This window comes from Gemmatimonadaceae bacterium, assembly GCA_036273715.1.
Classification (GTDB): Bacteria; Gemmatimonadota; Gemmatimonadetes; order Gemmatimonadales; family Gemmatimonadaceae; genus JADGGM01.
The window spans coordinates 1-26,602 of sequence record DASUHB010000068.1 but is presented as its reverse complement, the minus strand read 5'-3'; the positions used below and the strand labels follow the sequence as shown (position 1 = coordinate 26,602).

26 protein-coding genes and 7 tRNA genes are annotated in these 26,602 nt (G+C 67.3%); 14 read left to right on the top strand and 19 right to left on the bottom strand.

The window, feature by feature from the left end:
- Positions 1-69 precede the first annotated feature (69 nt).
- The gene (locus VFW04_15800; protein ID HEX5180794.1) at positions 70-1,953 is read left to right on the top strand and encodes an LTA synthase family protein; all 1,884 of its coding nucleotides are present in this window, start codon (positions 70-72) and stop codon (positions 1,951-1,953) included.
- Positions 1,954-1,988: 35 nt separating this feature from the next.
- Here the strand turns inward: VFW04_15800 and VFW04_15795 are convergent, their stop codons facing one another.
- The 6 genes from VFW04_15795 to VFW04_15770 all read right to left on the bottom strand — a co-directional run bounded on the left by VFW04_15795 (position 1,989) and on the right by VFW04_15770 (position 6,350).
- Positions 1,989-2,354, bottom strand: coding sequence for a hypothetical protein (locus VFW04_15795; GenBank protein HEX5180793.1), 366 nt, complete (start codon positions 2,352-2,354; stop codon positions 1,989-1,991).
- Positions 2,355-2,500: 146 nt separating this feature from the next.
- Complete coding sequence (locus VFW04_15790; GenBank protein ID HEX5180792.1) at positions 2,501-3,340, bottom strand: phosphatase PAP2 family protein; 840 nt, start codon at positions 3,338-3,340, stop codon at positions 2,501-2,503.
- Entirely contained in the window at positions 3,331-3,849 is a 519-nt protein-coding gene (locus tag VFW04_15785; GenBank protein HEX5180791.1) for a hypothetical protein, read from the bottom strand. The genes VFW04_15790 and VFW04_15785 overlap by 10 nt, the downstream gene beginning before the upstream one ends.
- Entirely contained in the window at positions 3,812-4,870 is a 1,059-nt protein-coding gene (locus VFW04_15780; protein ID HEX5180790.1) for a PHB depolymerase family esterase, read from the bottom strand. The genes VFW04_15785 and VFW04_15780 overlap by 38 nt, the downstream gene beginning before the upstream one ends.
- Positions 4,871-5,113: 243 nt before the next feature.
- Positions 5,114-5,512: a DUF1634 domain-containing protein gene (locus VFW04_15775; protein HEX5180789.1), complete on the bottom strand. Its 399-nt coding sequence runs from the start codon at positions 5,510-5,512 to the stop codon at positions 5,114-5,116.
- 1 nt (position 5,513) lies between these two features.
- Complete coding sequence (locus VFW04_15770) at positions 5,514-6,350, bottom strand: sulfite exporter TauE/SafE family protein (protein ID HEX5180788.1); 837 nt, start codon at positions 6,348-6,350, stop codon at positions 5,514-5,516.
- A gap of 137 nt (positions 6,351-6,487) precedes the next feature.
- On the opposite strand from VFW04_15770, the gene VFW04_15765 reads away from it, so the two are divergent.
- Complete coding sequence (locus VFW04_15765; protein HEX5180787.1) at positions 6,488-7,606, top strand: aromatic ring-hydroxylating dioxygenase subunit alpha; 1,119 nt, start codon at positions 6,488-6,490, stop codon at positions 7,604-7,606.
- Between the two features lie 6 nt (positions 7,607-7,612).
- On the opposite strand, the gene VFW04_15760 is transcribed toward VFW04_15765, so the two are convergent.
- On the bottom strand, positions 7,613-9,193 hold the full coding sequence (locus VFW04_15760; protein ID HEX5180786.1) for an NAD(P)/FAD-dependent oxidoreductase: 1,581 nt from the start codon (positions 9,191-9,193) through the stop codon (positions 7,613-7,615).
- Positions 9,194-9,340: 147 nt separating this feature from the next.
- Here VFW04_15760 and VFW04_15755 point away from each other — a divergent pair, with 147 nt between their 5' ends.
- On the top strand, positions 9,341-10,603 hold the full coding sequence (locus VFW04_15755) for an MFS transporter (GenBank protein ID HEX5180785.1): 1,263 nt from the start codon (positions 9,341-9,343) through the stop codon (positions 10,601-10,603).
- Here VFW04_15755 and VFW04_15750 read toward each other — a convergent pair.
- A complete protein-coding gene (locus VFW04_15750) occupies positions 10,575-11,654 on the bottom strand; it encodes an HD domain-containing phosphohydrolase (protein HEX5180784.1) in 1,080 nt (359 codons plus the stop codon). The genes VFW04_15755 and VFW04_15750 overlap by 29 nt on opposite strands.
- Positions 11,655-11,719: 65 nt before the next feature.
- Entirely contained in the window at positions 11,720-12,649 is a 930-nt protein-coding gene (locus VFW04_15745; GenBank protein HEX5180783.1) for a hypothetical protein, read from the bottom strand.
- Positions 12,650-12,861: 212 nt separating this feature from the next.
- Here VFW04_15745 and VFW04_15740 point away from each other — a divergent pair, with 212 nt between their 5' ends.
- A complete protein-coding gene (locus VFW04_15740; protein ID HEX5180782.1) occupies positions 12,862-16,371 on the top strand; it encodes a glycosyltransferase in 3,510 nt (1,169 codons plus the stop codon).
- A gap of 28 nt (positions 16,372-16,399) precedes the next feature.
- Here VFW04_15740 and VFW04_15735 read toward each other — a convergent pair whose 3' ends face one another.
- The 3 genes from VFW04_15735 to VFW04_15725 form a co-directional block, all read right to left on the bottom strand.
- Positions 16,400-17,029 (bottom strand): VTT domain-containing protein, encoded by a 630-nt coding sequence (locus VFW04_15735; GenBank protein HEX5180781.1) that lies wholly within the window; start codon positions 17,027-17,029, stop codon positions 16,400-16,402.
- Between the two features lie 66 nt (positions 17,030-17,095).
- Positions 17,096-19,648, bottom strand: a complete 2,553-nt coding sequence (locus tag VFW04_15730) for an FtsX-like permease family protein (GenBank protein ID HEX5180780.1) — start codon at positions 19,646-19,648, stop codon at positions 17,096-17,098.
- On the bottom strand, positions 19,645-20,322 hold the full coding sequence (locus VFW04_15725; GenBank protein ID HEX5180779.1) for an ABC transporter ATP-binding protein: 678 nt from the start codon (positions 20,320-20,322) through the stop codon (positions 19,645-19,647). Before VFW04_15725 ends, VFW04_15730 begins: the two co-directional genes overlap by 4 nt.
- On the opposite strand from VFW04_15725, the gene VFW04_15720 reads away from it, so the two are divergent.
- From VFW04_15720 to VFW04_15675, 10 genes are all read left to right on the top strand, one after another.
- On the top strand, positions 20,321-21,058 hold the full coding sequence (locus VFW04_15720) for an arylesterase (GenBank protein HEX5180778.1): 738 nt from the start codon (positions 20,321-20,323) through the stop codon (positions 21,056-21,058). The two genes, VFW04_15725 and VFW04_15720, sit on opposite strands and share 2 nt — an antisense overlap.
- Positions 21,059-21,202: 144 nt before the next feature.
- Complete coding sequence (gene efp / locus VFW04_15715; GenBank protein ID HEX5180777.1) at positions 21,203-21,766, top strand: elongation factor P; 564 nt, start codon at positions 21,203-21,205, stop codon at positions 21,764-21,766.
- Between the two features lie 88 nt (positions 21,767-21,854).
- Positions 21,855-21,928 (top strand) — tRNA-His (locus VFW04_15710).
- Positions 21,929-22,021: 93 nt separating this feature from the next.
- Positions 22,022-22,094: transfer RNA gene (locus tag VFW04_15705), tRNA-Trp, on the top strand.
- Between the two features lie 23 nt (positions 22,095-22,117).
- Positions 22,118-22,190 (top strand) — tRNA-Glu (locus tag VFW04_15700).
- A gap of 10 nt (positions 22,191-22,200) precedes the next feature.
- Positions 22,201-22,272: transfer RNA gene (locus tag VFW04_15695), tRNA-Glu, on the top strand.
- 35 nt (positions 22,273-22,307) lie between these two features.
- Positions 22,308-22,381, top strand: a tRNA-Asp gene (locus VFW04_15690).
- 22 nt (positions 22,382-22,403) lie between these two features.
- Positions 22,404-22,485: transfer RNA gene (locus VFW04_15685), tRNA-Leu, on the top strand.
- A 4-nt stretch (positions 22,486-22,489) separates the two neighbouring features.
- Positions 22,490-22,561, top strand: a tRNA-Thr gene (locus tag VFW04_15680).
- A gap of 589 nt (positions 22,562-23,150) precedes the next feature.
- Positions 23,151-23,609: a hypothetical protein gene (locus VFW04_15675; protein ID HEX5180776.1), complete on the top strand. Its 459-nt coding sequence runs from the start codon at positions 23,151-23,153 to the stop codon at positions 23,607-23,609.
- A 184-nt stretch (positions 23,610-23,793) separates the two neighbouring features.
- On the opposite strand, the gene VFW04_15670 is transcribed toward VFW04_15675, so the two are convergent.
- The 7 genes from VFW04_15670 to VFW04_15640 form a co-directional block, all read right to left on the bottom strand.
- Complete coding sequence (locus tag VFW04_15670; GenBank protein HEX5180775.1) at positions 23,794-24,135, bottom strand: hypothetical protein; 342 nt, start codon at positions 24,133-24,135, stop codon at positions 23,794-23,796.
- Positions 24,136-24,283: 148 nt separating this feature from the next.
- A complete protein-coding gene (locus VFW04_15665; protein ID HEX5180774.1) occupies positions 24,284-24,529 on the bottom strand; it encodes a hypothetical protein in 246 nt (81 codons plus the stop codon).
- A 6-nt stretch (positions 24,530-24,535) separates the two neighbouring features.
- Positions 24,536-24,952 (bottom strand): hypothetical protein, encoded by a 417-nt coding sequence (locus VFW04_15660; GenBank protein HEX5180773.1) that lies wholly within the window; start codon positions 24,950-24,952, stop codon positions 24,536-24,538.
- A complete protein-coding gene (locus tag VFW04_15655; protein HEX5180772.1) occupies positions 24,949-25,605 on the bottom strand; it encodes a hypothetical protein in 657 nt (218 codons plus the stop codon). The genes VFW04_15660 and VFW04_15655 overlap by 4 nt, the downstream gene beginning before the upstream one ends.
- An 18-nt stretch (positions 25,606-25,623) precedes the next feature.
- A complete protein-coding gene (locus tag VFW04_15650; protein ID HEX5180771.1) occupies positions 25,624-25,770 on the bottom strand; it encodes a hypothetical protein in 147 nt (48 codons plus the stop codon).
- 58 nt (positions 25,771-25,828) lie between these two features.
- The gene (locus VFW04_15645; protein ID HEX5180770.1) at positions 25,829-26,233 is read right to left on the bottom strand and encodes a hypothetical protein; all 405 of its coding nucleotides are present in this window, start codon (positions 26,231-26,233) and stop codon (positions 25,829-25,831) included.
- On the bottom strand, positions 26,233-26,602 hold a 370-nt coding region (locus tag VFW04_15640; protein HEX5180769.1), incomplete at its 5' end, for a hypothetical protein. The genes VFW04_15640 and VFW04_15645, both read right to left, overlap by 1 nt.

The window sequence follows — 26,602 nt, the reverse complement described above, 5'->3', positions numbered from 1 at the left end:
GCGTCCCCCGTCGAGGACGCCGAACGCGATCGCCCTGGCCGCCGCCGCGATGCTCTTCTATCGTTCGGCGTGCACTTCCATCCCCAGCCGGCCGCGCGATCCGTCGTCGCCGATCGCGTGCTGTTTCTCGTTTCCTATCTGCTGTTCTGGACGGCCGCGTTCCTCGTCGCGCGGGGCATCTTCATCGTCTACGAACATCACGCTGCCGCGCAGTTGGGCATCGGCACCATCGGCCGGGTGTTCCTCAACGGCGCGCGCATGGACCTTTCTGCTGCTGCGTACGCGACGATAGTGCCATCACTGCTCATCATCCTTGGCCGCGTCGTGCGGCCGAGTGTGGTTCGGGCGGCACTCACCACATATACCTATGCCCTGGTCGTCGTGGTCACGCTGTTCACGGCGGCCGACCTCGGTATTTACGATGCGTGGGGCGTGCGGCTGGACGCAACGCCTCTCACCTACTTGCGGACCCCGGTGGAAGCGTATGCGTCGGCAGAGTCCGGCCCGGTGGTCCTCTGCGCCATAGTCGCGCTCGTCTTCGGCGCGCTTTGCATCGTCGCGTATCGCCGGCTCGTCGCGCGCCGATTGGACGCGCGCCCGACCACGACCGGAGCCGCGGCCGCAGCCCTCGTGCTCGGGGCTCTCCTCATCGTGCCGATTCGCGGCGGCGTGCAGTGGACGCCGCTCAATCAGAGCAGCGTGTACTTCTCGAGCAACGAATTCGCGAACCAGGCCGCGCTCAACGTGCCGTGGAACGTCGCGCACTCGCTGACCACCGAGAATGCGTTGGGCCGCGCGAATCCGTACACGACCATCGACGCGGCCACCGCGCGCCGCGTCGTGGACAGCCTGCTCGCGGATCCGGCGGCCACGCCGCCCGCGCTGCTCCGGATCCGCCGGCCCAACATCATTCTCATCATCTGGGAGAGTCTCACGGCCAAGGTCGTGGCTCCGTTAGGCGGCGTGCCCGGCGTCACGCCGAACCTGGACTCGCTCGTCCGCGACGGCGTCTTCTTCGACCACTTCTACGCCTCGGGAGACCGAAGCGCCAAGGGGCTCGTCGCCATCCTGAGCGGCTTTCCGCCCCTGCCGCACGTCCAGGTGATGAATACGCCGAATCGCGCCGCCAAACTTCCCATGTTGAGCCGGGATCTGGGCGATGCGGGGTACGCGACATCGTTCTACTACGGCGGCGAGCTCGCGTTTGCGAACATCAAGTCGTATCTGCTCAACGGACGCTTCGATACATTGGTGGGCGAGCGCGCGTTCCCGCGCGACGAACGCAACTCGAAATGGGGCGCGCACGACCAGTATGTGTTAGGCCGGTTGCTGCGCGACGTGCCGTCGATGCGGCGCCCGTTCTTCTCGGCGCTGTTCACACTGAGCAGCCACGAGCCGTTCGAGGTGCCGATGGCGCCCGTGTTCCCGGGCCACGACCAGCGCGCGAAGTTCCTCAACTCACAGGTGTACGCGGATCGCAGCGTCGGCGCCTTCGTTCGCGCCGCGCGCGCCCAGCCGTGGTGGGACAGCACGTTGGTCGTGATCGTCGCCGACCACGGGCATCCGCTGCCGCACCTCCTCCTGCCCAACGGGACGCAGGCCGACTCGCGGCAGCGCATTCCGATGCTCTGGCTGGGCGGCGCGCTCACGCGCCGCGATACCGTCATCACGCGCTTCGGCGCACAAACGGATCTCGCGCCCACGCTGCTCGCCCAACTGGGCCTCGGTCACGTGCAGTATCACTTCGGCCACGACGTCCTCGCGCCCGGCGCAACGTCGTTTGCCTACTATTCCTTCCTCGATGGTTTCGGCGTCGCCGATGCGCGCGGCAGTCTCGTGTACGACGCGCTCGCCCGGCGCGTCACCGAGCGCTACGGCGATGCCGGAGAGCCGGAGCAGCGCGCGGGACTGTCGCTGCTCCGGCTCTCGTTTCAGGCCTATCTCGACAAGTAAGCCGGCACCGCCCAACGCAGCGCCGGCGCGACACCTTACTGCACGATGACGACGCCCGTGTCGGCCTTCACCGAGTCGTCAAGATACGTATATGTCCCGTTCTTGAGAAACACGGTGAACTTCGACTGACCAACGCCGATCGGACCGCTCCCCTGCAAGGAATCGGGTGACAGCGAGGCGATGAAGCTGATCGCGTGCACCGCGTCGGTGGCGGTCCACGTCACGGTATCGCCAACTGCGCTGGTCACCGTGTCGGGCGTGAAGCCGCTGTTGGAGATGGTGACGTTGTGATTGACCGGGTGAGGATTCTGGTTGTTACCGGTGCTCGAGCTGCTTCCGCACGCTGCCAGCGCGACGAGAGCTCCCGCACTGGCAAGGACGGCGATCGCATTGCTACGCATGGCGTTCCTCCAAGACGTGATCCGATGTGCATCACTCGCCGGCGAAGGAGCCCCACGCTGCCGTGCCGGACCCCGAGCGCCCACCTGCCGAAGCAATTCTCTTGCCGCCGTCCCGCTCGCCGGTTCTCGCGTTAGCCGCGTCGGCGCTATCGGAACGACCACTCGACCATGAGCCCGGTCCCGCCGTGCGCGCCCGTGTCGTGCTCGGGCACCAGCGCTGACGGCACGAGCCACCGTTCGAGCGCATTGTGCGGATGACGCCGGTTGTACCGCTCCACGATGAGGCCGCTGTACTCGCCGAGGAGCGCACCCACCGCGACGTCGCTCACCCAGTGGCGGTCCTTGTAAATGCGCGACAAGCCAACCAGCGTCGCGAGGCCGTACGTCGCCGGAGTCACGAAGCGCGCGGCGTGCGGCCAGTGTACCGCGCCTTCCTCGTCGACCACGGCGGCGAGCGAAAAGGCCGCGCTCGTGTGGCCCGATGGGAACGAGGTGAAGCCGCCGCCGGTGAACCCGCCGAAGACCAAAAAGTCATCGCCATCGGCCCGGCGCAGGTACGGCCGGTTGCGACCGGCCACGCCCTTGACGAGCTCCGTTGCGATCGCGCTCGAGACCAGCGCCTCCGCGGCATGGAGGCCGACGTCGGTGACGGTGTGATTGCCGGCGATGCGCCCGACGGCATACGTGCCGACGGTCAGCAGCACGGTGCCGGGATCGCCTAACAGGGAGAAGTCGTTCGCGATGGCGTGGGCCGATGCGCTCGATTGAACGCCGCGCTGCTCGACGCGGCCGCGCAGCCAGTCGTCCGCCGGCATGAGCGCCACCGCCCCGGCGACGAGCGCCGATGCGATGGCCGCGTCGTGCCGGGTGAACATCGGCCGCGCCGGCGCGCGCGCCGTGTCCCGGGCCTGCGCCGCCAGCGGCGCCGCGGCGCATCCGATGCCTAACGAGACGGCCAGCGCCGCGCCGGCCGCGGTCACTTGCACGAACGTACGCGCCAGGCCAACGCGTTCGCGTTCTTCGTCACCAGATCGCCCGCCCACGCGTCTTTGCCCTGCGCCGTCACCAGCGTCATCTCGCAATCGCGTTGCATGAGGACGGTTCCGTTGGGCGCGGCGACGGCCAGGTGCATCACCATCGGCGTCGGCGGCGGCAGCACGCCGTGATACGTCGTCTCGAGCTCGATCTGGCCGCTCCCCGGCGCCATACGCGCGCTCGCCGCCGTGAATCGCAGCACGCGTCCGTTGAGACGCCGCCACTCGAGATCGAGCCGCAACGTGTCCGTCGACGCCGGCTCGGAGTAGGTGATGGCCACGGTCATCTTCATCCAGGTGGACGTGAGGACCGACACCGACGTGATCGTCGCTCCCTGCGGACCGGCGCCGGCAGCGAGGGGAATCAGCGCCATCGCCGTGGCGCACGCCATCAGCCGCCGCAGCCGGCGGCGCGGGTTCCGCCTAACGATACCGCCGTCCCCGCCCTTCGCTGCCCTCATTGACGACACCTCGCTCCGCGGCCACACCGTACCGCGAGAAGAAATCGAGCATCGTCGGCGATGCGTACAGCTCGCGCGTCGGCAGGTGTCCGAACAGCCAGCTCCGCCTGCCGCCAGGCCACTCGTGCTCCCCGCCGACTACCGTATAGAACACCACAACCGTGCCATTGGTGCATTCGGCGTACACTTCCTTGATCACGTGCCCGCTCTTCGACCGCTTGACCGGCGCCGAGCATCCATCGTGATGCGCCCAGAACGCCACGGCCTCCGGCGCCGACAAGTACGACACCGGCGCACCGGGCACGCGCTCGCCATGGTTGTCGTACGGAATCACATCATCGGCCGTGCCGTGGACGACCATCACCGGCAACGGCCTCGTCGTTGCGCACGCCGAGTCGGGCATCTCACCGGCGATCACCGCGAAGCCGGAAAGCTTGTCGGCGATGTCGCACGCGAGCGTGTACGTCATGATCCCGCCGTTGGACACGCCCGCCAGATACACGTGCGTCGGGTCGAGCGCCGGCACTCGCGCCAGCGATTTGATCAACGCCGAAATGAAATGGACGTTGCCCAACACCGTGGCGCGCCCGTCGGCCGTCGTGTCGCCCGTGGGCCAGTCGAGAAACTCGACGCCCAGCGTCCCGCTGCCGTCCGGATACGCCACGGCGTAGTGATGATCGTCGGCAGCGTCGTTCAATTCGGATTGCTGCGCCAGCCAACTGCCATTGGTCCCGCTGCCGTGTAGCACGATCACGATGGGCAGCGGCCGGTCGCCCTTGCGCCCATAGTCGGGAGGCAGGTGGAGCAGGTACGTCCGCGCGGCCGCGCCGACGGTGATCGTGTGATACGAGTCGCCGGGCTTGAGCGCACCCGGGACCAGTGGTCGCGCGCCGATCAGCGGCAGACAGCCGGACGCGGCGGCGATCACGGCGGTCGCCGTCATCTGCGCGACCATTGTCAACCTGCGCCGCACGAGCGGCCGGCTCTTCGGCTTCGCGAACCCAGGGCGGGACGCGATCACGATCGTCGCACGTATCGGTTCAATCCCTCGAGCCTCGACTGCGGAGAGACGAGCACACCAGGAAAGCTATCGCTGTACGGCCGGGCGCGCCCGACTCTGACCAGGATGCCGCCACCCGGGCCGCGCGGTCCACAACGATGGCGCACGCACGGCCATCGCTCAAGCCACGGCGAGTCCGCCCGACCCTGCGCCGGCCGCGGCCGTCACACGTCGCCGGCCGGCGAACCCTCCCACGCCGTCCGATCAGCCGCCTAACAATCCATACGCGAGCAGCGCCAGCACGATTGCGCTGATCACCGCGTACAACCGGTCCTTGCGCATCGCGAATGCCACCAGCGTGAGCGCGACCCGCGCGATCGGCGTCGCAATCAGCAGCACGACCCCCGCCTGCACGATCGCCTCGGCGCTGCCGGCGGCAACGCCGTGCGCCACGGCCGCCAGCGATCGGAGCGGCGACACCTGTCCGCGGAACGTGTGATAATCGGGATGCGTCCCGCCGGCCTGCATGAGGTACAGCACGCCGCCGACGAGCGTCACCGCCGCTGCGATGAGTACGCCGAACCGCAAAACGGTGCCCACGATCTGCTCGGTACGGTCGTCGGCCTGCGTGTGCCCGGTGACGACGGTATGCGGGACGCTCATCTCAGATCTTTCCCGTGAACGCGTTGAGCAGCAGCTCGACGGCAAGCGCGGCCACGAGCACGCTGAACACGACGCGCAATTTTTGTGTGTGCAGGTGCGGTAACATGCGTGCGCCGACTAACGCCCCGGCGAGGACGCCAAGCATGACCGGGAACGCCAGGCCGGGCACGATGTACCCGCGGTGCAGGTAAATGCCCGCGCTCGCCGCTGCCGTCACGCCGATCATGAAGTTGCTCGTCGTCGTGGACACCTTGAAGGGCAGGTGCATCGCGCGATCCATGGCCAACACTTTCACGACGCCCGAGCCGATGCCCAACAATCCCGAGAGCACGCCGGCGATGTACATGAGGCCGAACCCGAGCGGCACGCGCTGCACTTGATAATGCTGCGGGCCCTCCGGCGTCGGATACGTCGAGTCGAGTCGGAAGCGCAGTGCGATCGGATCCGACGGACCACCAGCGATGTGATCGACCCGCGGGCGCGTCGATGTCCATGCGGTGTGGAGGAGCACGACGCCGAAAATCACGGCGACGGCAGTCGGCGACACGAGGCCGGCGATGTAGGCTCCGGTCACGGCGCCAATGGTCGTCGCGATCTCGAGCAGCATGCCGACGCGAATGTTGCTGTATCCTTCTTTGACGTACGCCGCCGCCGCGCCTGACGACGTGGCAATCACCGACACGAGCGACGTGCCGATGGCGTAGCGAATGTCGACATGGAAGAGAATCGTGAGCAGCGGAACGATGATCGCGCCGCCGCCGAGTCCTGTGAGCGCGCCCAACAATCCGGCGGCGAGCGCCCCCAGAAAAAGGAGAATCGTGATGTCCGTAACGGGCATGTGTGCGTGGTGCGCGGAACAAGGGCAGGGTAGGCAAGCCATAGTCTAGCGCGTGCGACTGTCGCGCACTACCGGTTGCCGCGGCGACGGAGGACGCCCCACATTGGAGCGTGACCCGTCGGTGAAGGAGGACGCAGGTGAGCACGTTCTTGCGAGCGACCGAGATTCCGACGCAGGGCGCACGGACACCGCCCGCGTCATGGTACACGTCGCCTGTCACCTACGCGCTGGAGCTGGATCGCATTTTCCACAAGCGGTGGCTCTCGGCGTGTCGGGCATCCGACGTCATCAACCCGGGCGACTATGTGGTGCGCACGATTGGCACTGAGAGCGTGATCATCACGCGCGACAGTGAGGGCGCCGTGCGGGCATTCCACAACGTGTGCCGGCATCGCGGGACGCGCCTGTGCGCGGACACGAAGGGACACTTCGCGTCGGGCATCCAGTGCCCGTATCACGCGTGGACGTACGCGCTGGACGGCACGTTGACCGGCGCGCCGCACATGAGCGGCACCGAGGGGTTCGACCGTCGCGACTGGCCGTTGCACGCCGTTGCGGCGGCGGAGTGGGAAGGCTGGGTGTTCATCAATCTCGACCGCGACCCGGAACCGTTCGCCAGTGCATTCGCACCGCTGATCTCGCGGTTCGAGCGCTTTCGTCTCCCGACGCTCGAGCCGGCGCGCCGCATCGAGTACGACGTGCGCGCGAACTGGAAGCTCATCCACCAGAACTATTCCGAGTGCTATCACTGTTCGCCGGTACATCCCGCGCTCGTCCGCCTTACGCCGGCGAACAGCGGCGAGAACGATCTCTACGATGGACCGTTCCTCGGCGGCTTCATGGTGATCACGCAGCCGGGCGGCAGCATGAGCATGAGCGGACGCGCGTGTGGTGTGCCGGTGGGCGATCTGCCGGGCGACGACCTGCAGCGCGTGTATTACTACTCGATTTTCCCGAACATGCTGCTCAGCCTGCACCCGGACTACGCGATGGCGCACACGATGTGGCCGCGGGCGGCCGACCTGACGCACATCACGTGCGAGTGGTTGTTCAATCCGGCGTCGTTCGGCGATCCGTCGTTCGATGCCGACGATGCCGTCGCCTTCTGGGACATGACCAACGCGCAGGACTGGCGCGTGTGCGAGTTGAGTCAGTTAGGCGTATCGTCGTCGGCGTACACGCCGGGGCCGTATTCGGCGCGCGAGAGCCTCTCGGCCGCGTTCGACGCCGAGGTCCGCCGGAGCCTCGCCGGCTGAGTTCCGTTAGGCGTCGCGCAGCATCTCGCGCGCGGCGTTGTAGCCGCACGCGCCCATGACCCCGCCGCCGGGGTGCGTCGCGGCGCCGCAGAGATACAGATTCTCCACCGGCGTCCGGTAGTCGGCGTAGCCGGCGAGCGGGCGCAGGAAGAAAAGCTGCGGGAACGTCATCGCGCCCTGGAAGATGTTGCCGCCGGTGAGCGCGAAGCGGCGCTCGAGATCCAACGGCGTGAGCACTTGCCGCGCGATGACCGAGCGCTTGAAGTTGGGCGCGTACTCGTTGAGGATGTCGAAGCAGCGGTCGGCGAACTGCTCCTTGCGATCGTCCCAGGTGCCGTCGCGCAGCGCGTACGGTGCGTACTGAATGAACATCGTCATCAGGTGCTTGCCCGCCGGCGCAACGCTCGGGTCGACGGCGGACGGGATGGTACACTCGAGGATGGGCGACGCGGACGGGCGAGCGTACTTTGCGTCGTCGTACGCGCGCTCCATGTACTCGAGCGTCGGCGAGATGTGGATGGTGCCGCGGTGCTGCGGGCCTGCGGCCGCGCCGCTCGAGGGAAGCGCCGTGAAGTCCGGCAGCTCCGACAGCGCGACGTTGATCTTGAGCGACGCGCTGCGGTAATCGATCTGGCCCACGGCCCGCAGAAAGTCCTCGGGCAGATCGCGCGGATCCATCAGCCTGAGAAACGTGACGTTCGGATCGGCGTTCGATGCGATCTGGTGGGCGAGGAATTCCCTTCCGTCCTCGAGCACCACCGAGCGCGCGCGTCCGTCGCGCACCACGATGCGCGACACCGGCGAATCGAGCCGGATCTCCGCGCCTAACGCACGAGCCGAGCTCGCGAGCGCTTGCGTGATGCCGCCCATGCCGCCGCGCACGTAGCCCCACACGCCGCGCACGCCGTTGCACTCGCCCATGACGTGGTGGAACAGCACGTAGGCGGTGCCCGCCATCGATGGCGACGCAAATGCGCCGATGATCGCATCTGTGGCCAGCGTTGCCTTGAGCTGCTCGGACTCGAACCAGCGGTCCAGCACCGTCCGGGCGTCCGCCGTGAGAATCTCTATCGCGCGCGACGCATCCGCGCCGAGCCCGCGAAAATTCCATGCGAGCTTGACCAGGGCGAGGAGATCGCGCGGGCGGTCGGACCACGGCGCCGGCGGCGGTTGCATGAGCGTGGGCTCGATGAGATCCGCCACGCGCTCGAGCATCGCTTCGTACGCGGGATAGGCCTCGGCATCGTGCTCGGAGAATTTCGCGATCTCGCGCTGCGTCATCGCGCGGTCGGGTCCGAGGAGCAGCGAGCGTCCATCGGGAAACGGCGTGAACGACGATGGATCGCGGGGCAGCATCGCAAAGCCGTAGTCGGCGAGGCGCAGGTCGCGAATGATCTCGGGACGCAACAGGCTGTTCACGTAGGCGGCGGTCGAGACTTTGTAGCCGGGCCATACTTCTTCGGTCACGCACGCGCCGCCCACGATGTCGCGCCGCTCGAGCACGAGCACACGCCGTCCCGCGCGCGCCAGATACGCCGCTGTGACGAGACCGTTGTGTCCCGCGCCAATGATGATCACGTCGTACATCGCGCCCACTGCACTCGCTCCGCGAACCGGGAACGCAAAGGTCGATGGCGCGAGCCTCGCGCGTCAAGGCCGAGGCGTTTAGCTTAGCGCGCGCCGCGCCGGTGGGCGCGACACCCCGTCCTCACGCGCTCCCGCACTGCATCGATCGTGACACTCGCCGTCGAGTCTTCGAGGTCCAGTGCCGTCACGCGCCGCGCGGCGTGGTTCGGCCTGGCGGTGCTCACGTGCATCAATCTGCTCAATTATCTGGACCGGAACGTCGTCCCGCCGCTGGGCGAGAGTCTAAGGACCTCGACGCTGCACGTCACCGATCCACAGTTCGGCGCACTGGCCAGCGCTTTCATCCTGGTTTACATGGCGACGGCGCCGGCGTTCGGCGTGTTAGGCGACCGGGGCCCGCGTCCGCGGCTGATTGCGTTAGGCGTCGGGCTGTGGAGCGTCGCGACCATGCTCGGCGGCCTGGCATCCAGCTACGGGTGGCTGCTCGGGGCTCGCGCCGCGGTGGGCATCGGCGAGGCGGCGTACGGGAGCATCGCGCCGGCGCTGCTCGCCGACTACTTCCCCGATCACCAGCGCTCGCGCGTGTTCGCCGTGATGTACATGGCCATTCCCGTCGGCTCGGCGCTCGGCTACGTGGTGGGCGGCGCGATGGACGCACACTTTGGTTGGCGCTCCGCGTTTTTCGTCGCCGGCGCACCAGGACTGCTGCTCGCGCTGATCGCGCTCGGCCTTCTCGATCCGCCGCGCGGCGCGCAGGACCATGTGGGTGCTTTTGGCGCTGCCACACGGTCTCGCGGATTCGCGGCGTATCTCGACGTCGCGCGCATCCGCGAATACCGGCACACGGTGTTCGGCTACGCCGCGTACACGTTCGCCACGGGCGGCATCGCGGCGTGGATGCCGACGTTTCTGGTGCGCGAACGCCATCTGAGCAGCCAGAGCGCGTCGGTGACGCTCGGCGCGGTGCTCGTGGCGACGGGCTTCGCCGGAACGTTCGCGGGCGGCTGGCTGGCCGACGCGCTGCACCGCCGGATGCCTAACGCAAATCTGATGGTGTCGGGCGTCACGACGCTGCTCGCGGCGCCCCTGGCGTACGTGGCGCTGTCGTCGGCCGACCATGCGGTGTACTGGCCGGCGCTGGCCGCCGCCGAGGTGCTCATCTTCATGTCGACGGGGCCCATCAACTCCGCGATCGTCGACGCCGTGCCGGCGGCGATGCGCGCATCGGCGATGGCGGCGTCGATCTTCACGATTCACATTCTCGGCGACGTGCCCTCGCCGTACCTCATCGGCTCGCTTTCCAGCCGCGTCGGACTGGCGCATGCGGTACTACTGGTGCCCGCCGCCGTGCTCGTGGCCGGCGTATGGTGGATCTACGCGGCTAGCGTCCGACCGCCGCGGGCGGAATGAATCGAAGCGACTTGCCGCGGCTGACGACGGCGCGCAACGCCTCGTACACGAACGGATCGAGCAGCGTCCGCACGTGCTGCTTGAGGTAGGCGATCGCGTGATCCGGCGACAGCGGCTTCTGATGCGCGCGTCCCACCGTCACGGCATCGAAGGCGTCCGCGGCGCAGAGGATCCGCCCGCCTAACGATATCGCCTCGCCCTTCAACCCGCGCGGATACCCCGCGCCGTCGTAGTGCTCGTGGTGGTCGTGGATGTAGTCGAGCACCACGCCCAGGTGCTTGAGCGGCGCCAGAATTTCCATGCTCACGCGGACGTGAGCGCGGACGTGCGTGTATTCATCGGGCGTCAATTTCCCCGGCTTGGACAGCACTTCTTCGCGGATGCCGATCCGTCCGATGTCCATCAGCCGTCCCGCCAACCGCACTGCCTCGATGGTGTCCTCCGAGAGACCCATCTCGTCGGCGATCGACGCGGCGAGCTCGCCCACGCGGTGCGAGCGACCACGCAGATAGCGGTCTTTCGCTTCCATGGCGTTGATCAACGTTTCCGTCACCGTCACCGTGAGCGTGCGCAGCGCTTCCTGTTCGCGCTCGAGCTCAGCCGTGCGGCTCGCGACCTCGTCGCGCACCAGCTGGTCCACCTGGCGCTGATGCAGCATCAGCTCGCGCTTGCGGCGCACCTTCTCGATAGCGTGCTCCAGGTCCGGCAAATCGACCGGCTTGGTGAGGTAATCCATCGCGCCGCTTCCGAGCGCGTCGGTTGCCGTGGCCGCGTCGCTGACCGCGGTGAGCATCACGATCGCCAAGTCGGGACACGCCTGCAGCGCGTGCGGCACCAGCTCCAACCCCGACATGCCGGGCATGCGAATGTCGCTCAGCATGATGGTGAACGGCTGTCTGCCTAACTGATCGAGCGCGGCGGCTGCCGACGTCGCCGTCTCGACCTGAAATCCGCGGATCGTGAGGAACCGGCGGAGCGCGTTGCAGATCGCTTCTTCATCATCGACGATCAGCACGCGCGTGGCGCGGCGCTCGTCCTCTCGCAATGGCACTCCGGAATCCACACGCCGAACCGGGCCGGAGATCCGAAGTGCCGGAGCCAGTGCTGCGCTCATCGTCAGGGCAGGACGAAGGACGGGCTGGTCACGCTGCCCTTCTTACCGGTGGACACAGGCGAGAGCGAACCGCCCATCGTGCCCATCGAGACGAGGCTGCCCTTGCCGCCGTACGCGCCATTCACTGCCAGGCACATCGACGCGTTGCACGACGGCTGTCCGAGCGCGGCGTCTGCCGAGGCGAAGTCCATGGTCGAACCCGTTGCCAGCGTCACCTCGCGGAGGTACGGTGTACCGGTCGCGGACACGAACACGATCTGTGAACCGTCGGCCGACCACGCGGGATCCACCGCGCCGCCCGCCTCATGCGTGAGCTGCACTGCCTGTCCGCCCGCAGCCGGCACGACGTACACTTGCGGCAGGTTCGAACGCGTCGAGACGAAGGCGATCTGCGAACCATCGGGACTCCACACCGGAGCACGCTCCGGGACCCACGACTCCGAGCCCGTGGTGAGCGCCGTCTGGTTCGCGCCCGTGATATCCATGGTGAAGATGCGGATCACGCCGCCGCGGGCGCTGGTGAAGACGATGCGCGTGCCCGAGGGATCGATCGCCGCTTCATCATCGAGGCCCGCGCTGTTCGTCAGGCGCGTTTGGGCAGAACCATCCAGGCCCGAGATGTAGATTTCGGCATCGTTGTCGCGGTAGGACGTGAACACGAGCTTGCCCGCCGCGCTCTTCGGATTGTTGTCCGTGGAATTGTCGAACGTGAGGCGCGTGTTCGTGCCGTCGTGGTTCCAATAGATCTGCGGGGTGCCGGACGCATCGGAGGCGTAGACGAAATCGGCGACGGCCGGGGCTTTGGGCGCGCGCTGCTGATCGGGCGCCACGGGGCTCGAGGAACTCGAGCACGCGCCGGCCAACAGCGCCATGCAGCCGACGGCGAATGCGCGGGGCGCAGGACCAACGAGTGGAGAGTTCGGGCGGGACATGGACGTGGACTCCTCGTAAAGTTCAATGGGACTTCGTATGCATTGGTGTCTGTGCTGACATCGAGGAGTATCGTGAGCCGTAGGAGTGCCTTGAGATCGCGAGCAATTAAAGGCGGCTCATGTCTCGCGCGGTCCGTGGCGGTGGCCGGTGATGGAGTTATCGCTCTCTGGCTCGGGCGGACGGGACCGATCCGGGGTATATTTTTGCCGGCATGACACCTTTTCCGAGCAGCCTTCGCCGGCCTCCCGCGCGCGACAAGCCCGTCTTCCTCGACGAGACAGGGCGGCGGTGGCGGCTGCTGCGTTTGTTAGCACTCGGCGCCGGTGTCGTAAGTTCGTTAGTCGCGGCGGTGGTGGTCTTCAGCCTGCTCGTGCCGCCGGCGGGTCCGGCGCTGGCGATGTCGGCGACGCCGCCCTCGCACTCGCACCTGGTCATGACCAAGACGCAGCGCCGTCGGTTGGACAAGCGCCTGCAATTGTGGTTCGAGCTGCGCCGCCACCGCGCGCCTCCGGCTGTGCACGCCAACCGGCTGCCGATCCAGGCGCGGACCGTCGTCGGTAAGGCGCCCCAGCCCGGTCAGCCGATCGTTGCCGGGTTCTACGTCAACTGGGACGATAATTCGCTCGCGTCGCTCGCCGCGCACGTCGTCGATATGGATTGGGTGATCTGCGAGTGGGGCTTCCTCATGCCCGGCGGCGACTCGCTGCGGATGAACATCGACCGCCGCGTGCCGTACACCATCGCGCAAAAAATCCCGGACGAGCGGCAGCGTCCGTGGGTGTTCGCGATGATCTCGAACTTCGACTCGACGCGGGGCAAGTGGGACACGCCGTCGCTGCGGCACCTGCTCACCGACAAGGCGTCGCGCGACCGGGCGATCACGCAGCTCACCGACACGGTGATGCGCTACGGGTTAGGCGGGGTGACGCTCGACTTCGAGGAGGTGCCGCCGAGCCTGACGGACGCGATCGTGCAGTTCGAGAAGAAGCTCAAGGCGAACCTCGCGCCGAAGGGGCGGCTGGTGACGCAGGCCGTGTCGTTCAACGACACCGACGCGCAGCTGGCGAAGTACGGAGCCGTGGCCGACAAGCTGTTCTTCATGCTCTACGACGAGCACTACGGCGGCGGCGACCCGGGGCCGGTGGCGAGCCAGGAGTGGTTCGTGCGCACGGCGCGCCACATGATGCGGTTCATTCCGCCCAACAAGGCGATTCTTGCGTTGGGCGCGTACGGCTACGACTGGAACGACTCCGAGGATTCGGCCTCGGCCATGACGTTCCAGGATGTCATGAGCGCGGTTCGCGACGCGGCGGTGGACGGGCAGCCGGCGGCCATTCACTTCGACACGGCGGCGCTCAATCCGTATGCGACGTGGCGCGACCCGGATTCGACGGACCACGTGGATTGGTACCTCGACGGCGTCACCGCGTACAACGAGATCATCGCCGGGGATGCGTTAGGCGCGGCCGGCGTGGCCGTATGGCGGCTCGGTTCCGAAGATCCGGCAATCTGGTCGGTGATCGGCAGGCGCGGCATCGATGCGCCCGCGGAGAGCCTGCGCGTGATCCCGTCGGGCTACGATCCCGAGTTCCAGCCCAAGGCCGGTACGGGCGAGCTGCTGGAGCTGCGCGCGCGCCCGACGGACGGCACCCGCGAGATCAAGGTCGATCCCGTGACGCGGCTCGTCGTGGACGAGGACGTCACCCGATACGCGACGCCGTGGATCGTCCGGCGGTTCGGCAGCGGATCGCCGCACAAGATCGCGCTGACGTTCGACGACGGGCCCGACGGCCGGTACACGAGCGCGATTCTCGACACGCTCAAGTCGCGGCACGCGCCGGCCACGTTTTTCGTCATCGGACAGAACGCGGAGGCGCACATCCCGCTGCTGCGCCGCGAATACGCCGAGGGCCACGAGATCGGCAACCACACGTTCACCCATCCGAATCTCGCCTTCGCCAGCGACCGGGTGACCAAGCTGCAGCTGGACGCCACCGAGCGGCTGCTCGAGGCAGCGTTAGGCAGGCGCACGGCGTTCTTCCGGCCGCCGTATTTCGGGGACGCCGAGCCGACGACGCCGGACGAGCTCGAGCCGATTGCCGTGGCCACCGACCGCGGCTACATCAGCGTCGGCCTGCGCATCGACGCCGAGGACTGGCAGTCGCCCGGCGTCACAACGATCATCGACACGGTGCTGCATCAGCTGCCCAAGGGCGGGAACGTCGTGCTGCTCCACGACGGCGGCGGCAACCGCACGCAGACGGTCGCCGCGTTAGGCACGCTCATCGATTCGATCCGCGCCCGCGGCGACACGCTGGTGCCGCTCTCGGAGCTGGTCGGCATTCCGCGCGACGTCGCCATGCCGCCGCTGCCTCCCGAGGGCCGGTTCGGCCGCTTCGGCGAGCTGCTCGCCTTCGGCGGCGTCGGCGTCGCCGAGTGGCTGCTGTACTGGCTGTTCACCATCGCCGTCGTCCTCGGCTTCGCCCGACTGCTGTTCATCACGACGCTCGCGATCATCCAGCGCATCAAACGCCACCAGAACCCCGACGCGCCGGTGACGTACGCGCCGACGGTGAGCGTGATCGTGCCGGCGTACAACGAAGAGAAAGTGATCGTCAACACGATTCGCAGCCTCGTGACGCAGGAATATCCCGGCGAGCTCGAGGTCGTGATGGTGGACGACGGCTCGCCCGACCGCACGACGGAGGTAGCGCAGGCGGCGTTCGGCCACCATCCGCGCGTGACGCTGCTCCACAAGCCTAACGGAGGAAAGGCCAGCGCGCTCAACTTCGGCCTCCAGCGCGCGCGCGGCGAGATCGTCATCTGCCTCGACGCGGACACCATCTTCGCGCCCAACACCGTCGCCGAGCTCGTGGAGCCGTTGCACGATCCGAGCGTCGGCGCCGTGGCCGGCAACGCAAAGGTCGGAAACCGCGTGAATCTCGTGACACGATGGCAGGCCGTCGAATACGTCACCAGCCAGAACCTCGATCGCCGCGCGTTCTCGCTGCTCAACTGCATCACCGTCGTGCCGGGCGCCGTCGGCGCGTGGCGCAAATCCTTGATCGACGAGGTCGGTGGATTCAGCGAAGACACGCTGGCCGAAGACCAGGACCTCACGCTCTCGATTCGCCGGCACGGACACTCGATTGCCTACGCCGACGAAGCCATCGGCTATACCGAAGCGCCCGATTCGCTCCGCGCGCTGGCCAAGCAGCGCTTCCGCTGGTCATTCGGCACGCTGCAGTGCCTGTGGAAGCACAAGCGCGTGTTCCTCGACCCGCGGTACGGTTCGTTAGGCTTGGTCGCGATGCCGAACGTCCTCATCTTCCAGTTGTTCTTCCCGTTCGTATCGCCGATCGCCGACCTGATGTTCGTGTGGAGCTTGATCTCCGTGTGGCTGGTGCGCGCGCAACACGGCGCGACGTACGCGCTCACGAGCCTTGAGCAGGTGCTCACGTACTACGCCGTGTTCCTGCTCGTCGACTGGATCGCGACTGTGGTCGGCTTCTTCCTCGAACCGGGCGAAGACCGCTCGCTCACCTGGCTCGTGTTTCTGCAACGCTTTGCCTACCGGCAGGTGATGTACTGGGTGGTGGTGCGCTCGTTCGTCGCCGCGCTCAGGGGACGCGTGGTGGGCTGGGGCAAGCTGGAGCGGAAGGCAACCGTGGCGCGCGAAGAAGATGCGCGGTTGCGGGAAGCGCGCGCCGTCGCTCGTTAGGCAAACAACGGCGCGGGCGCCGGTTCCCCTACTCCAGCATTCTCCCGAATCCCGGGTCGTCGATCTCCTCCGGCACGTGGCTCTCGTTGCGCCGCGTGACGATCCAGACGACGATCGCGACGATAATAATGAGTGCGACCGCGAAGCGGTCTTCGTGACGGCGGACGTGGCCGATCATCACGACCGCGGTCGAGCCGAAAATCCATCCGACGGCAGTGAATATTCCGCTCCACAGCCAGGCGCTCACACCGCTTCCGATCACGAAGCCGGCGAACGACACACGCGCAGCGCCACAGGTGATCGGGAGCAGCAGCCGCGCTCCGTAGGCAAAGCGGACGACCAGCGACGCGCGCCATGGATGCCGCTGCACGGCGCCCAACAGGCGCGTCATCGGTTTCTGCAGACGGGGCCAGCGTGCGGCAACCGCCAGGGCGCGCCACCGGCCGAGCATGTAGAGCGCGACGTCCGCGGCCCAACTTCCCACCGCGCACGCCATGGCGGCGCGCACGACGTGCAGGTGTCCCTGGTGCGCGGCAAATCCCGCAACCACCGGCGCCGCTTCCTCGGTGAAGATGCTCGTCGCCCCGAGCGTGACGTACGCCCACACCTGCGACAGTCGGCTGAGGAAGGAATGCTGGGCGGCGAGAGCGAGAACCATCTGACCTCGGGTGTGCGTGAACGCGTTCGCGGAACTTCGACCCTGCGGTCGCGTTTGGCAACCGGGCTATTGCTCGCGCAGGGCCGCCATGGGTGTTTCCGCAAACACATCGCGGCTGCTCGAGAGGCCGACCACGGCGGTCAGCGCGACGATGATCAGCGCGAGCACGAGCAGCGGCGCTCCGGCCGGCGCAAACGGCGAGTCGAACAGAAAGTGCATCAGCGCCCAGGCGCCGCCTAACGAAAGTACGAGGCCCGTCGCGGCCGAGAGCAGGCCCAACACCGTGTACTCGCTGAGCATGATGCGGCCGATCTGCGCGCGCGTTGCGCCGAGGGTCTTGAGGAGCACGCCTTCGCGCAGCCGTTGGCGCCGCGCCGCGGCCACGGCGCTGAGCAGCACGAGAATGCCCGTCGCGACGCTGAACAGCGCCATGAAGCGGATCGCGATCGACACCTTGTCGACGATGCCGTCGATGGCCTGTTGAATGAGCGCCAGGTCGATGGTCGACACGTTTGGATCGTGTACGACCACCGCCCGCTGCAGCTCGGCGCGGGCGGTCGATTGCTCGACGCGCGTCAGGAACACGGTGGTCTGCGGGGCGTTGGTCAACGCCCCGGGCGCGAAGATGACGAAGAAGTTCGGCTCGAACCGGGCCCACGTCACCTGGCGCAGGCTCGTGACGATGCTCGGCACGCGAACGCCCTGCACGTCCCAGGTGATCGTATCGCCTAACGCGACGCCGAGGTCCGAGGCCAGGCCGGCGTCGATCGAGATCGGCCACGGCCCCGTGTGGCGCGCCGTGTCCGCGGCGGCGAACCAGGTGCCCGCCACCAGTTTCTCGGACGCGATCAGCGTGTCGCGATAGCTGGACCGGTACTCCCGGCGCAGCGCCCACGAGGCGCGGCGCGGATCGCGTTGGGCATCGGAGACGCTGCGGCCGTCGATGGCCGCGATGCGCATGGGCACGATCGGGACGCGCTGCAGTACCGGCGCGTGCGCGGCGCGAATCAGCGAATCGACGCTCTTCACCTGATCGGACTGCACGTCGAAGAAGGCGAGGTTGGCGCGCGTCTCGACCGAGCTTGCCGCCAGGCGCGCGAGGAGATTGCTCTGGACCAGGTACAGCGTGCTCACGAGAAACGCGCCGAATCCCAGCGCGAGCATCACCGCGCGCGTCTGGTTCGCCGGGCGATAGAGGTTCGCGAGTCCCTGGCGCACGACGAACGGCCAATGGTCCTTGAGCACGCGCCGGGTGACGCGCGAAACGATCGCGGCGGCGAGTGCGAGCAGCACGAGTGCGGTGCCGACGCCCGCGCTCATCCAGACGCCCCGGCGCACCGTGCCCGCGCGGCCGATCGCAATCAGCACGACGCTCGCGGCCAGCGCGACGAGCGCGAGCAGCCGCGGCCAGTCGGACAACACCCGGCGCATCGGGGCCACGCCGGCGGCGTCCCGCCGGATCGCTTCGAGCGGCGAAATCCGCCGCACGCCGAGGATCGGCAGGAGGGCGAAGATGACGGCCACCCAGACGCCGATGGCGATGCCGGCGCCGATCGCGCGCGGCTCGAGCTGTGGGACGACCGTGACCGGTACGGCGCTGCCCAGCACTCGGGGCAGCGCCATCTGCGCGACCACGCCGAGAATGGCGCCCGCCACCGCGCCGGCGAGACCGAGGACGCCGGTTTCGAGCAGATAGACGGTCAGCACCTGGCGCGACGTGGCGCCCAACACGCGGAGCATGGCAATCGGGTCGCGCTTCTCCTCGATGTACGCGCGGATCGCGCTGGCGACGCCGACGCCGCCTAACAGCAGCGCGACCAGCGCTACGACGCCGAGGAACCGGTTGAGCTGCTGCATGTCGTAGGTGAGTGAGCGCTCCGTGTCCTGCACGGTGCGCGTCCGTACGTGTGCGGCGTCGAGGGTGGCGCGGTGGGCATCGGCCACCGCGTTCGGGTCCGCGCCCGGCGGCAGCTTGAGCAGGGCCGCGTACTCGGCGCGGCTGCCGAACACCAGCAGTTTCGTTTCCGGTACCCACTTCTCGGCGATGTAGACGCGCGGGCCGAGGGATGATGCGATGCCGATGTCGCCGGGGACGTTCTGCAGCGTCCCCGCAATCCGGAACCGGGCCGAGCCTAACGAGAGGCTGTCGCCTAACCGAGCGCCGAGCTCGACGAGGAGCGAGCCGTCCACCAGCACGGTGTGCGACTGCTGGAGTCCCGCATAGCGGCCCGGCGGATCGGTCTGGATGGCGCCGTAGAACGGGACGCCGGGGCCGACCGCGTTCACCTGGACGAGCCGCGGCGCCGTCGCCCGCGGCACGAGGGCCATCGACGTGAACGTCGTCGTGCGCCCCACCGCGATGCCGTCCCGCGACAGCGTGTCGAGCAGCGAGTCCATCGAGGCGGGGAACGCCGTCCGCGACGAGAGCGACAGGTCTCCGCCTAACAGTTCCCGCGACTGCGCGCGAATCGAGCGAACGACGTCGGCCGAATAGGAGTCGATGGCGACGAGGGCCGCCACGCCGAGCGAGATAGCCGACATGTAGAGCAGGAGCCGGCTGCGTGCCGTGCGGCTGTCGCGCCAGGCGAGCCGCGCGAGATCGCGCCAGCGTGCGCTCACGCCGCGAGCTCCTGGTCGCCGACGACGGCGCCGTCGCTCAACCGGATGATGCGCTTGGCCCGCGACGCCAGCGCCGTGTCGTGCGTGACCAAAATGATTGTCGTGCCCGATTCGCGATTGAGCTCCTCGAGCAGCTGGATGATGCGATCGCCGGTCGACGAGTCGAGGTTGCCCGTGGGCTCATCGGCAAAGAGGACGCGCGGCGCGTTGGCGAAGGCGCGCGCGAGGGCGACGCGCTGTTGCTCGCCGCCGGACAGCTGCGCGGGGAGGTGTCCCGCGCGATCGGCGAGTCCGATGCGATCGAGGAGGGTGCGCGCTCGGTCACTCGCGTTGCGTTCGCCGCGCAGCTCGAGCGGCACGGCGATGTTCTCGGCCGCGGTGAGTGTCGGAATCAGTTGAAAGCTCTGGAACACGAATCCAACTTTCTCTCCACGGAGTTTGGCCCGCGCATCTTCGGTCAGGGTGCCGAGCTCGGCGCCATCGAGGAGGACGGAGCCGGACGTCGGCGTGTCGAGGCCGGCGAGCAAGCCGAGCAGCGTGGTCTTGCCGCTGCCGGATGGACCGACGATTGCGACGAAGGCGCCGTCGGGAATGGTGAACGAGACGTCGCGGAGCACCGTGAGGGTGCGGCCGCCGCTGGGATACGATTTGGTCAGGTGCCTAACGACGAGCATGAGAGCGGGTGTGTGGTGGAGACTGGTTGCGCTCTTGGGCCTCGCGGCCGCCGCAGGATGCGGCGGCCGCCCGGCCCAAGAGCGCAACGCGAGCCATGGCGCGGCGCCGGATACCGCGGCCCGTGACCGGGCCGCAGTCTCCGCGCCCCGCGCGGACAAGCACACGATCGTCTTCGTGGGAACGAGCCTCACCGCCGGGTACGGCCTGGACCCCGACTCGAGCTTCACGTCGCTCATCCAGCGGCGCATCGACTCCCTCGGTCTAAGCTATGACGTGGTCAACGCCGGCGTCAGCGGCGAGACGTCGGCCGGCGCACTCCGTCGCATCGGATGGGTGATGCGCCAACCGGCGGACATCGTGGTCCTCGAGGTCGGCGCGAACGACGGATTGCGCGCGCTCAACGTCGATTCGCTGCGCTCGAACCTTCAGCAGATCATCGACACGGTGCGTGCCACGCACCCCCAGGCCCGCATCGTGGTCGTCGGCATGCAGGCGCCGCCCAACCTCGGCGCGCGCTACACGTCGGCGTTTCGGCAGGTCTATCCGGAGATCGCCAGGAAAAACGATGCGGTGCTGCTTCCGTTTTTACTCGCCGGAGTGGGCGGCGTCGACTCGCTCAACCAAGCGGATGGGATTCATCCCAACGTGCGGGGCGAGCGAATAGTGGCGGAGACGGTCTGGCGAACGATCGAGCCGCTGTTGGGCGCGAAATGGTCTGTGAAACCGGCGGCTTGACCGTGCTTATCTGGTCAGCTAAGCTTAAAGGCTAGCTACCTTTACGCGATTTCTCGCCACGCGCGGGGTCGCAGGCCGGACGCGGGCGCCAGCGCGCCAGCCTCCGACCGGTTTCTGTCACCACGATTCTCAGGTCACGTACTTATGGCAATGCCGGCAACGCAGATCCGCCGAGGGATGGTCATCGTCTTCGAAGGCGAGCCCTGTCGCATCATGGACTTCCGCCACCATACGCCGGGGAACTTGCGGGCGATGGTGCAGACGAAGATGAAGAATCTGCGCACGGGCTCGAATTTCGAGCATCGCTTTCGGGCCGCCGACACCATCGAAAAGGCATCGCTCGAGACGCACGATCTGGAGTTCCTGTACCAGGGCGGCACGACGTATCACTTCATGAACACCGAGAACTACGACCAGCTCGAGATGGATGACGAGATGCTGGGCGACGCGGCGCAGTGGATGCAGCCGGGCATGAAGATCGTCGCCGAGTACTATGAGGGAAAGCCGATCGGAATCGAGCTGCCCAACTCCGTGGAGCTCGAGATCGTCGAGACGGCGCCGGTGATGAGGTCGGCGACGAAGACGTCGTCGTTCAAGCAGGCGAAGCTCGAGAACGGTGTGACGGTGAACATTCCGGAGTTCATTCCGTCGGGGATTCGCGTTCGCGTGAATCCGAATACGGGCGAATACATCGACCGCGCGAAGTGAGCGTGTCGAGGCGTTGATTCACCCATGGTGCACCGTTAACATTTGCATCTCGCCGGCGTCGCCCGTGGAGGGCGCGTTCGGCGTCATGGTGACCGTAGCTCAATTGGTTAGAGCACCGGACTGTGGCTCCGGGGGTTGTGGGTTCAATTCCCATCGGTCACCCTGGGGAATGGGCAATGGGGTGTGGGGTCCAGCGCGGGTCGGCGTGCCGGGTGCGCCGAGCGTTAGGCAGAGGGACCGCGGGCGGTGCACGTTAGGTCCGTAGCTCAATTGGTAGAGCACCGGTCTCCAAAACCGGCGGTTGGGGGTTCAAGTCCCTCCGGGCCTGTGGGAGATTGGCCGACAGCAGACGGCGGTATCGTCTAGGGGACCAGGACGGAGCCCTCTCAAGGCTCAAACACGGGTTCGAATCCCGTTACCGCTATCGGCCATGCGGCCCCATCGTCTATCGGTTAGGACGGCACTCTTTCAAGGTGCAGAGAGGGGTTCGACTCCCCTTGGGGCTATGAGGGGCCGTGCAGGTGCAGGAGCATGGAAGTCGGGGGCTGTAGCTCAGCTGGTTAGAGTGCCGGTCTGTCACACCGGAGGTCGCGGGTTCGAGCCCCGTCAGCCCCGTTAGGCAAGTGTCGCGCATGCTGCCCTGGTGGTGAAATTGGTAGACACGCCATCTTGAGGGGGTGGTGCCGAAAGGCGTCGCGGTTCGAGTCCGCGCCAGGGCATGCCGCCAGCGTAGCTCAGTGGTAGAGCACTCGATTCGTAATCGAGCGGTCCTCGGTTCAATCCCGAGCGCTGGCTTTCCGTTACGGCCTCTGTTGTGGGATTAACCACCGTCGCGGCGCCTTCATTGGCGTCGCGTTTCGTTTTCGTTCCACTTTCAACCGATGCCTGCATGGTCTCCAGGATGCGCGCCGACTCCTCGAGCTGCTCGGTGCGCTCCTTGTCGTACGACTGGCGCACCACCCGGAGATCGCGGTCCCCGATGTAGTCCGCCGCCACCTTGTAGTTGCCGCCCGTCGCTTCCAGCAAGTCGCCGGTGACGCCGCGCCGAAAGCCGTGGAACGCGCGGTATTTGATGTGCTCGACCTCAGCCCGCGTTTCCGCTTGGTGCAGCGCCTCGCACGCCGCCTGATAGGTCCACGGCTTCCCTTCGCGCCGCGCCTGTAGCGCCGGGAAAACATACAGGCTCCCGAATCCCCGCACCGTCGCCCACCCGTACGCGACCCACAACGCTTCGATCGCCGGTGCCGGGAGCGGCCGCGTCTGATCCTGCCACATCTTGTCGGTCTCCGCGCGCCAGTGGATCGTGCCTGCCCGCAGGTCAACGTCCCGCCACTCGAGATGCAGGAGCGAACGCGCGCGACGGCCCGTCATCGCGCACAGCACGGTGAGCACGTACGGCCGCCAGCCGTGGAAGGTGCGCGGGTCGAACTGGGCCAGGATCGCCGCGGCTTCCTCGCGCCGGTATTCGTGCATCGGAAGCGCGCGCTTCCCCTTGGGGCTTTTGACGCGGTACTCGAGCACCTTGGTCATCGGGAGCTTGTCGGCGTTGACGCCCCAGCGGATGATCCGGCGCACGGCGGCGACCAGGAGCCGGACCTGGTTCGGCACGTGGCCTAACTGCGCGAGCGCCTTCCGGTACTCATCGAGCAGCGCGGGCGTCACCTCGGTGGCGATCCTGTTGCGGCCCGCGAACGTCTCGAACTTCCGCCAGCGCTGCAGATATCCGACGGCGGTGGTCTGCGCGCGCACGTCGTCCGCGACGGCGAGCCAATACGCGTCCCAGAGCTCACGGAGCGTGATCGGCGGGAACGTTGGCGTGGACGGTTGCGTGAGCCGCTCGTAGGCGCCGTGCGCGTACGCACACGCCTCGTCCTCGCCCTCTCGCGTGAGCGGCCAGCTTTCAGTGCGGAGCTTCCCCTTTTCCTTCCACTGGCAGCGCACGAGCTGCAGGCGCCGGTCGAGGAGGACGCGCACCTGCGCGCCGCGCCGGCCTAACCGGAGAATCGTTTTGCGGCGGACGGGTTTGGTCACGCGGCATGCTCCCCACGGCGTCCGCGCTCGCGAGCCGCCACGATGTTCGCGCGCGTCGGCACGACGAGCGCACGGTACTCGCGATCGCCCTTGGCGTTCCGCCGGGCGTTGCCTTGCGCCTCCCATTCCGGGAAGCGCGAGCGCAGATACCGGACGCCCTTGGCTGAGCGTAACTGCGCGTCGCGCTCGGACAGAAAGCGCAGGTAGTCCTCCGCCGCCCGCGCCACGTCCGCGCAAATCTCATCGATGAGATCCGCCTGCGGCGTGGCTCGCGCCCGCCGCGCCGCGCTCGCGCGCTCCCGCCAGTCAGCAAGCACGGACTCTAGCGTCGGTGTCATGACAGCGCCGCCGGCGACGGCACCGGGGCCGTCGGCAGAGAGCCGCGCTCGCGAGTGCCTACGCGCGGTGCACGCCGGGCCTTTGTGCCCGGTTCGGGCGGTCTCCCGCTCACCGTGATCGACGGCGGCCTTGTCATGGGGTGCTTTATTACTCGGCGGGTGTGAAATCGACGCAGAACTTGTCGAACTGCTTGAATTGGCCCATGAGTTCTGGGTTCGTGATGCTCATCCTTAGGCTCGCGTTGGGCGTCCACTTCGAGTACTTGTTGTCCTCGCTGATCCCGTCCGCATCGAAGGGCTTGGACGTGACCGCTCCGAAGTGCAGGTCCTCCTGCGTGTCACTGACTCGGGTGACGGAATGAATCACGAACTTCGCCCGCATCGTGGCTGCCATTGTAGTCTACTCCTCTGTTGTTGGTTGTCCTGCGTGTGATGCGGCCGGTTCAGCGTTAGGCGCAGCCGCCTTCTCGGATTCGATGGCATTGTCGACGACGATGTCCACATCGCTGGGCGACAAACAACGCTCGCAGCCCCGCAGCGCGATCACAGGAATCGACACGCTAAGCCGTCCCGACTCGTCCAACATCGTGTCGCTGTGACGGTCCATGTAGAAGCGACGGTGGAAGTATCGCCAGCGATCAGCGTCCTTCCGCAGCTCGTCCATCTCGCGCCCGACCGCAGTGAAGGCCGCGTCGGTGCTTTCGAGAACGGGGCCGCAGATGCCGCAGTCCCGAATCTCCTCGGGCCGCTTGTGCGTGCTGATGCGCAGGCGCTCCTCGGCGAACGCCTCACCCAGCTTCATGAGGCTTTCGTTCATAGCGATGCGACTCCGTGATGCGCAGCCAATATCTGTGCGTCGCGTTGGACTGCGACAAAGAGTCCGTCGTTGCCACCGGCGTCCGGGTGCGCCTTCGCGCGCGCTTTGCGCCAAGACGCGCCGGCGAACTCGCGATCGCTCAGAATGCGCCGCACTGTGGCCGTCACGTTTTCGTCTATGGGCGCGACAAGCGATGCGATGTTCACCGCTGCTTGCTCGGCGCTCTGAACCGGCGCTGTCGTCGCTGGAATCGCCTTGAACCCCGTGTACTGCTTGCCCTGCTGCACGCCGTAGCGATCGACCATGCGCAGCGCTTCGAGCGCGCGCGCGATCGCGTCCACGTTGGACTCCCAAAAGAGGAACGTGTCGCACGGGAACTGGAGCGTGCCGTCCGAGACCTCGAAGCTCACGATGACACCGGGCGTGCGGGCGCGCGCGCTCGCGTAGAGCTGGCCGTCGAGGCGGATCTGATCTTCGCGCACATCGATCGCGATGCGCACGTGCTTCCCGTTGAGCATGCCAATCTCGCGCGCGAGCAGCTTGAGCGCCTTGCCGGGCGTGCCCTTGAACGGCGCGCGTCGCCGCGCGTACGCGGGCGTCGCCTTCCCGGGCCACGTCGCCGGCAGCGGCACCACGCGATAGTCGAAGCTCATGCGGCGTTCACCCGTGCGTTAGTCGTCATCGTCCTCGTCGTCCCACTCTGTGTTGTCGTCCACGATTTCGTACGCTGGCCCATCTTCGGGGCCGCTCCACTCTTTCTCGCCGGTGTCCTCGGCGAGATCGTCATCCTCGTCGGCAAGTCGTCGACGTCGGGGCACACGTGATCGTCCACGTCGCCGCTGTACGCGAGTCCGCAATCGGGGCACTCGCGCATCGTTAGGCCTCGGCCTTCTCGCGCTCGCGGAGCGTGGCGCAGTACTTCTCCGCGCCGAGCCGCCGGAACGCCATCACGTGACCGACTGCCGCTTGGTGCATCGCGCCGGTCGCACCGTACTTCCCGATCGTCGTGGTCTCGCCGGTGCGATCGTCCACGAATGGCGTGTCCATCATTGCGCGATCGAGCGCTTTCGCGTCCGCGTTGTCGTCGGTCAAGAGACCGAACACGCCCTCGAATCCCTGGTAATGCGGATCGAACTTCTCGCGCTCACCACGGGCATGCGCCGCGTCCTGCGCTTCCCAGAACTCGACGCCAGCCTTCACCATCGCGCGGCACCCGGCTTCGTACGAGCCGCCGAATCCGCTGATCTCGCCCATATCGGGCGTCCACTCTACGTACGGCATCAGCGCGGATTCCCCATCGCGTCGAGCCCGTCGTTGAACGGGTCGTCGTCGCTGGCGCCCGCGTCCTCGGGCTCGGCGCCGGCGCGCTTCGCTTCGTTTGCCTTCCGCGCGGCCATGCCCTTGCGCCCCTGCTCTTTCTTCCCTTGCGACACGTTCCACGCGTGGATGATGTCGCCGACGTGCGTGAGCAGGCTGTGGATCTTGAGCGCGTTCATGGTCGGGATCTCGCTCTCGATCATGCCGCGGATCGAAACGCACGCAGGGTGCTTGATCGCCTCCGCGAGCTGCTGCCGCTCGGCCTCAACCAACGGATCCGTCGTCGTAGATGAGACGGGAGCGCCCGCCGCCGCAGGCGAAGCCGACGATGCG

What these genes read in the sequence shown, in the direction of transcription:
- VFW04_15795 (HEX5180793.1), bottom strand. Translation starts at nt 2,354, where the DNA reads ATGCGTAGCAATGCGATCGCCGTCCTTGCCAGTGCGGGAGCTCTCGTC.
- VFW04_15785 (HEX5180791.1), bottom strand. Translation starts at nt 3,849, where the DNA reads ATGAGGGCAGCGAAGGGCGGGGACGGCGGTATCGTTAGGCGGAACCCG.
- VFW04_15775 (HEX5180789.1), bottom strand. Translation starts at nt 5,512, where the DNA reads ATGAGCGTCCCGCATACCGTCGTCACCGGGCACACGCAGGCCGACGAC.
- VFW04_15770 (HEX5180788.1), bottom strand. Translation starts at nt 6,350, where the DNA reads ATGCCCGTTACGGACATCACGATTCTCCTTTTTCTGGGGGCGCTCGCC.
- VFW04_15760 (HEX5180786.1), bottom strand. Translation starts at nt 9,193, where the DNA reads ATGTACGACGTGATCATCATTGGCGCGGGACACAACGGTCTCGTCACA.
- VFW04_15745 (HEX5180783.1), bottom strand. Translation starts at nt 12,649, where the DNA reads ATGTCCCGCCCGAACTCTCCACTCGTTGGTCCTGCGCCCCGCGCATTC.
- VFW04_15740 (HEX5180782.1), top strand. Translation starts at nt 12,862, where the DNA reads ATGACACCTTTTCCGAGCAGCCTTCGCCGGCCTCCCGCGCGCGACAAG.
- VFW04_15735 (HEX5180781.1), bottom strand. Translation starts at nt 17,029, where the DNA reads ATGGTTCTCGCTCTCGCCGCCCAGCATTCCTTCCTCAGCCGACTGTCG.
- VFW04_15720 (HEX5180778.1), top strand. Translation starts at nt 20,321, where the DNA reads ATGAGAGCGGGTGTGTGGTGGAGACTGGTTGCGCTCTTGGGCCTCGCG.
- VFW04_15725 (HEX5180779.1), bottom strand. Translation starts at nt 20,322, where the DNA reads ATGCTCGTCGTTAGGCACCTGACCAAATCGTATCCCAGCGGCGGCCGC.
- efp (HEX5180777.1), top strand. Translation starts at nt 21,203, where the DNA reads ATGGCAATGCCGGCAACGCAGATCCGCCGAGGGATGGTCATCGTCTTC.
- VFW04_15670 (HEX5180775.1), bottom strand. Translation starts at nt 24,135, where the DNA reads ATGACACCGACGCTAGAGTCCGTGCTTGCTGACTGGCGGGAGCGCGCG.
- VFW04_15665 (HEX5180774.1), bottom strand. Translation starts at nt 24,529, where the DNA reads ATGGCAGCCACGATGCGGGCGAAGTTCGTGATTCATTCCGTCACCCGA.
- VFW04_15660 (HEX5180773.1), bottom strand. Translation starts at nt 24,952, where the DNA reads ATGAACGAAAGCCTCATGAAGCTGGGTGAGGCGTTCGCCGAGGAGCGC.
- VFW04_15655 (HEX5180772.1), bottom strand. Translation starts at nt 25,605, where the DNA reads ATGAGCTTCGACTATCGCGTGGTGCCGCTGCCGGCGACGTGGCCCGGG.
- VFW04_15645 (HEX5180770.1), bottom strand. Translation starts at nt 26,233, where the DNA reads ATGCCGTACGTAGAGTGGACGCCCGATATGGGCGAGATCAGCGGATTC.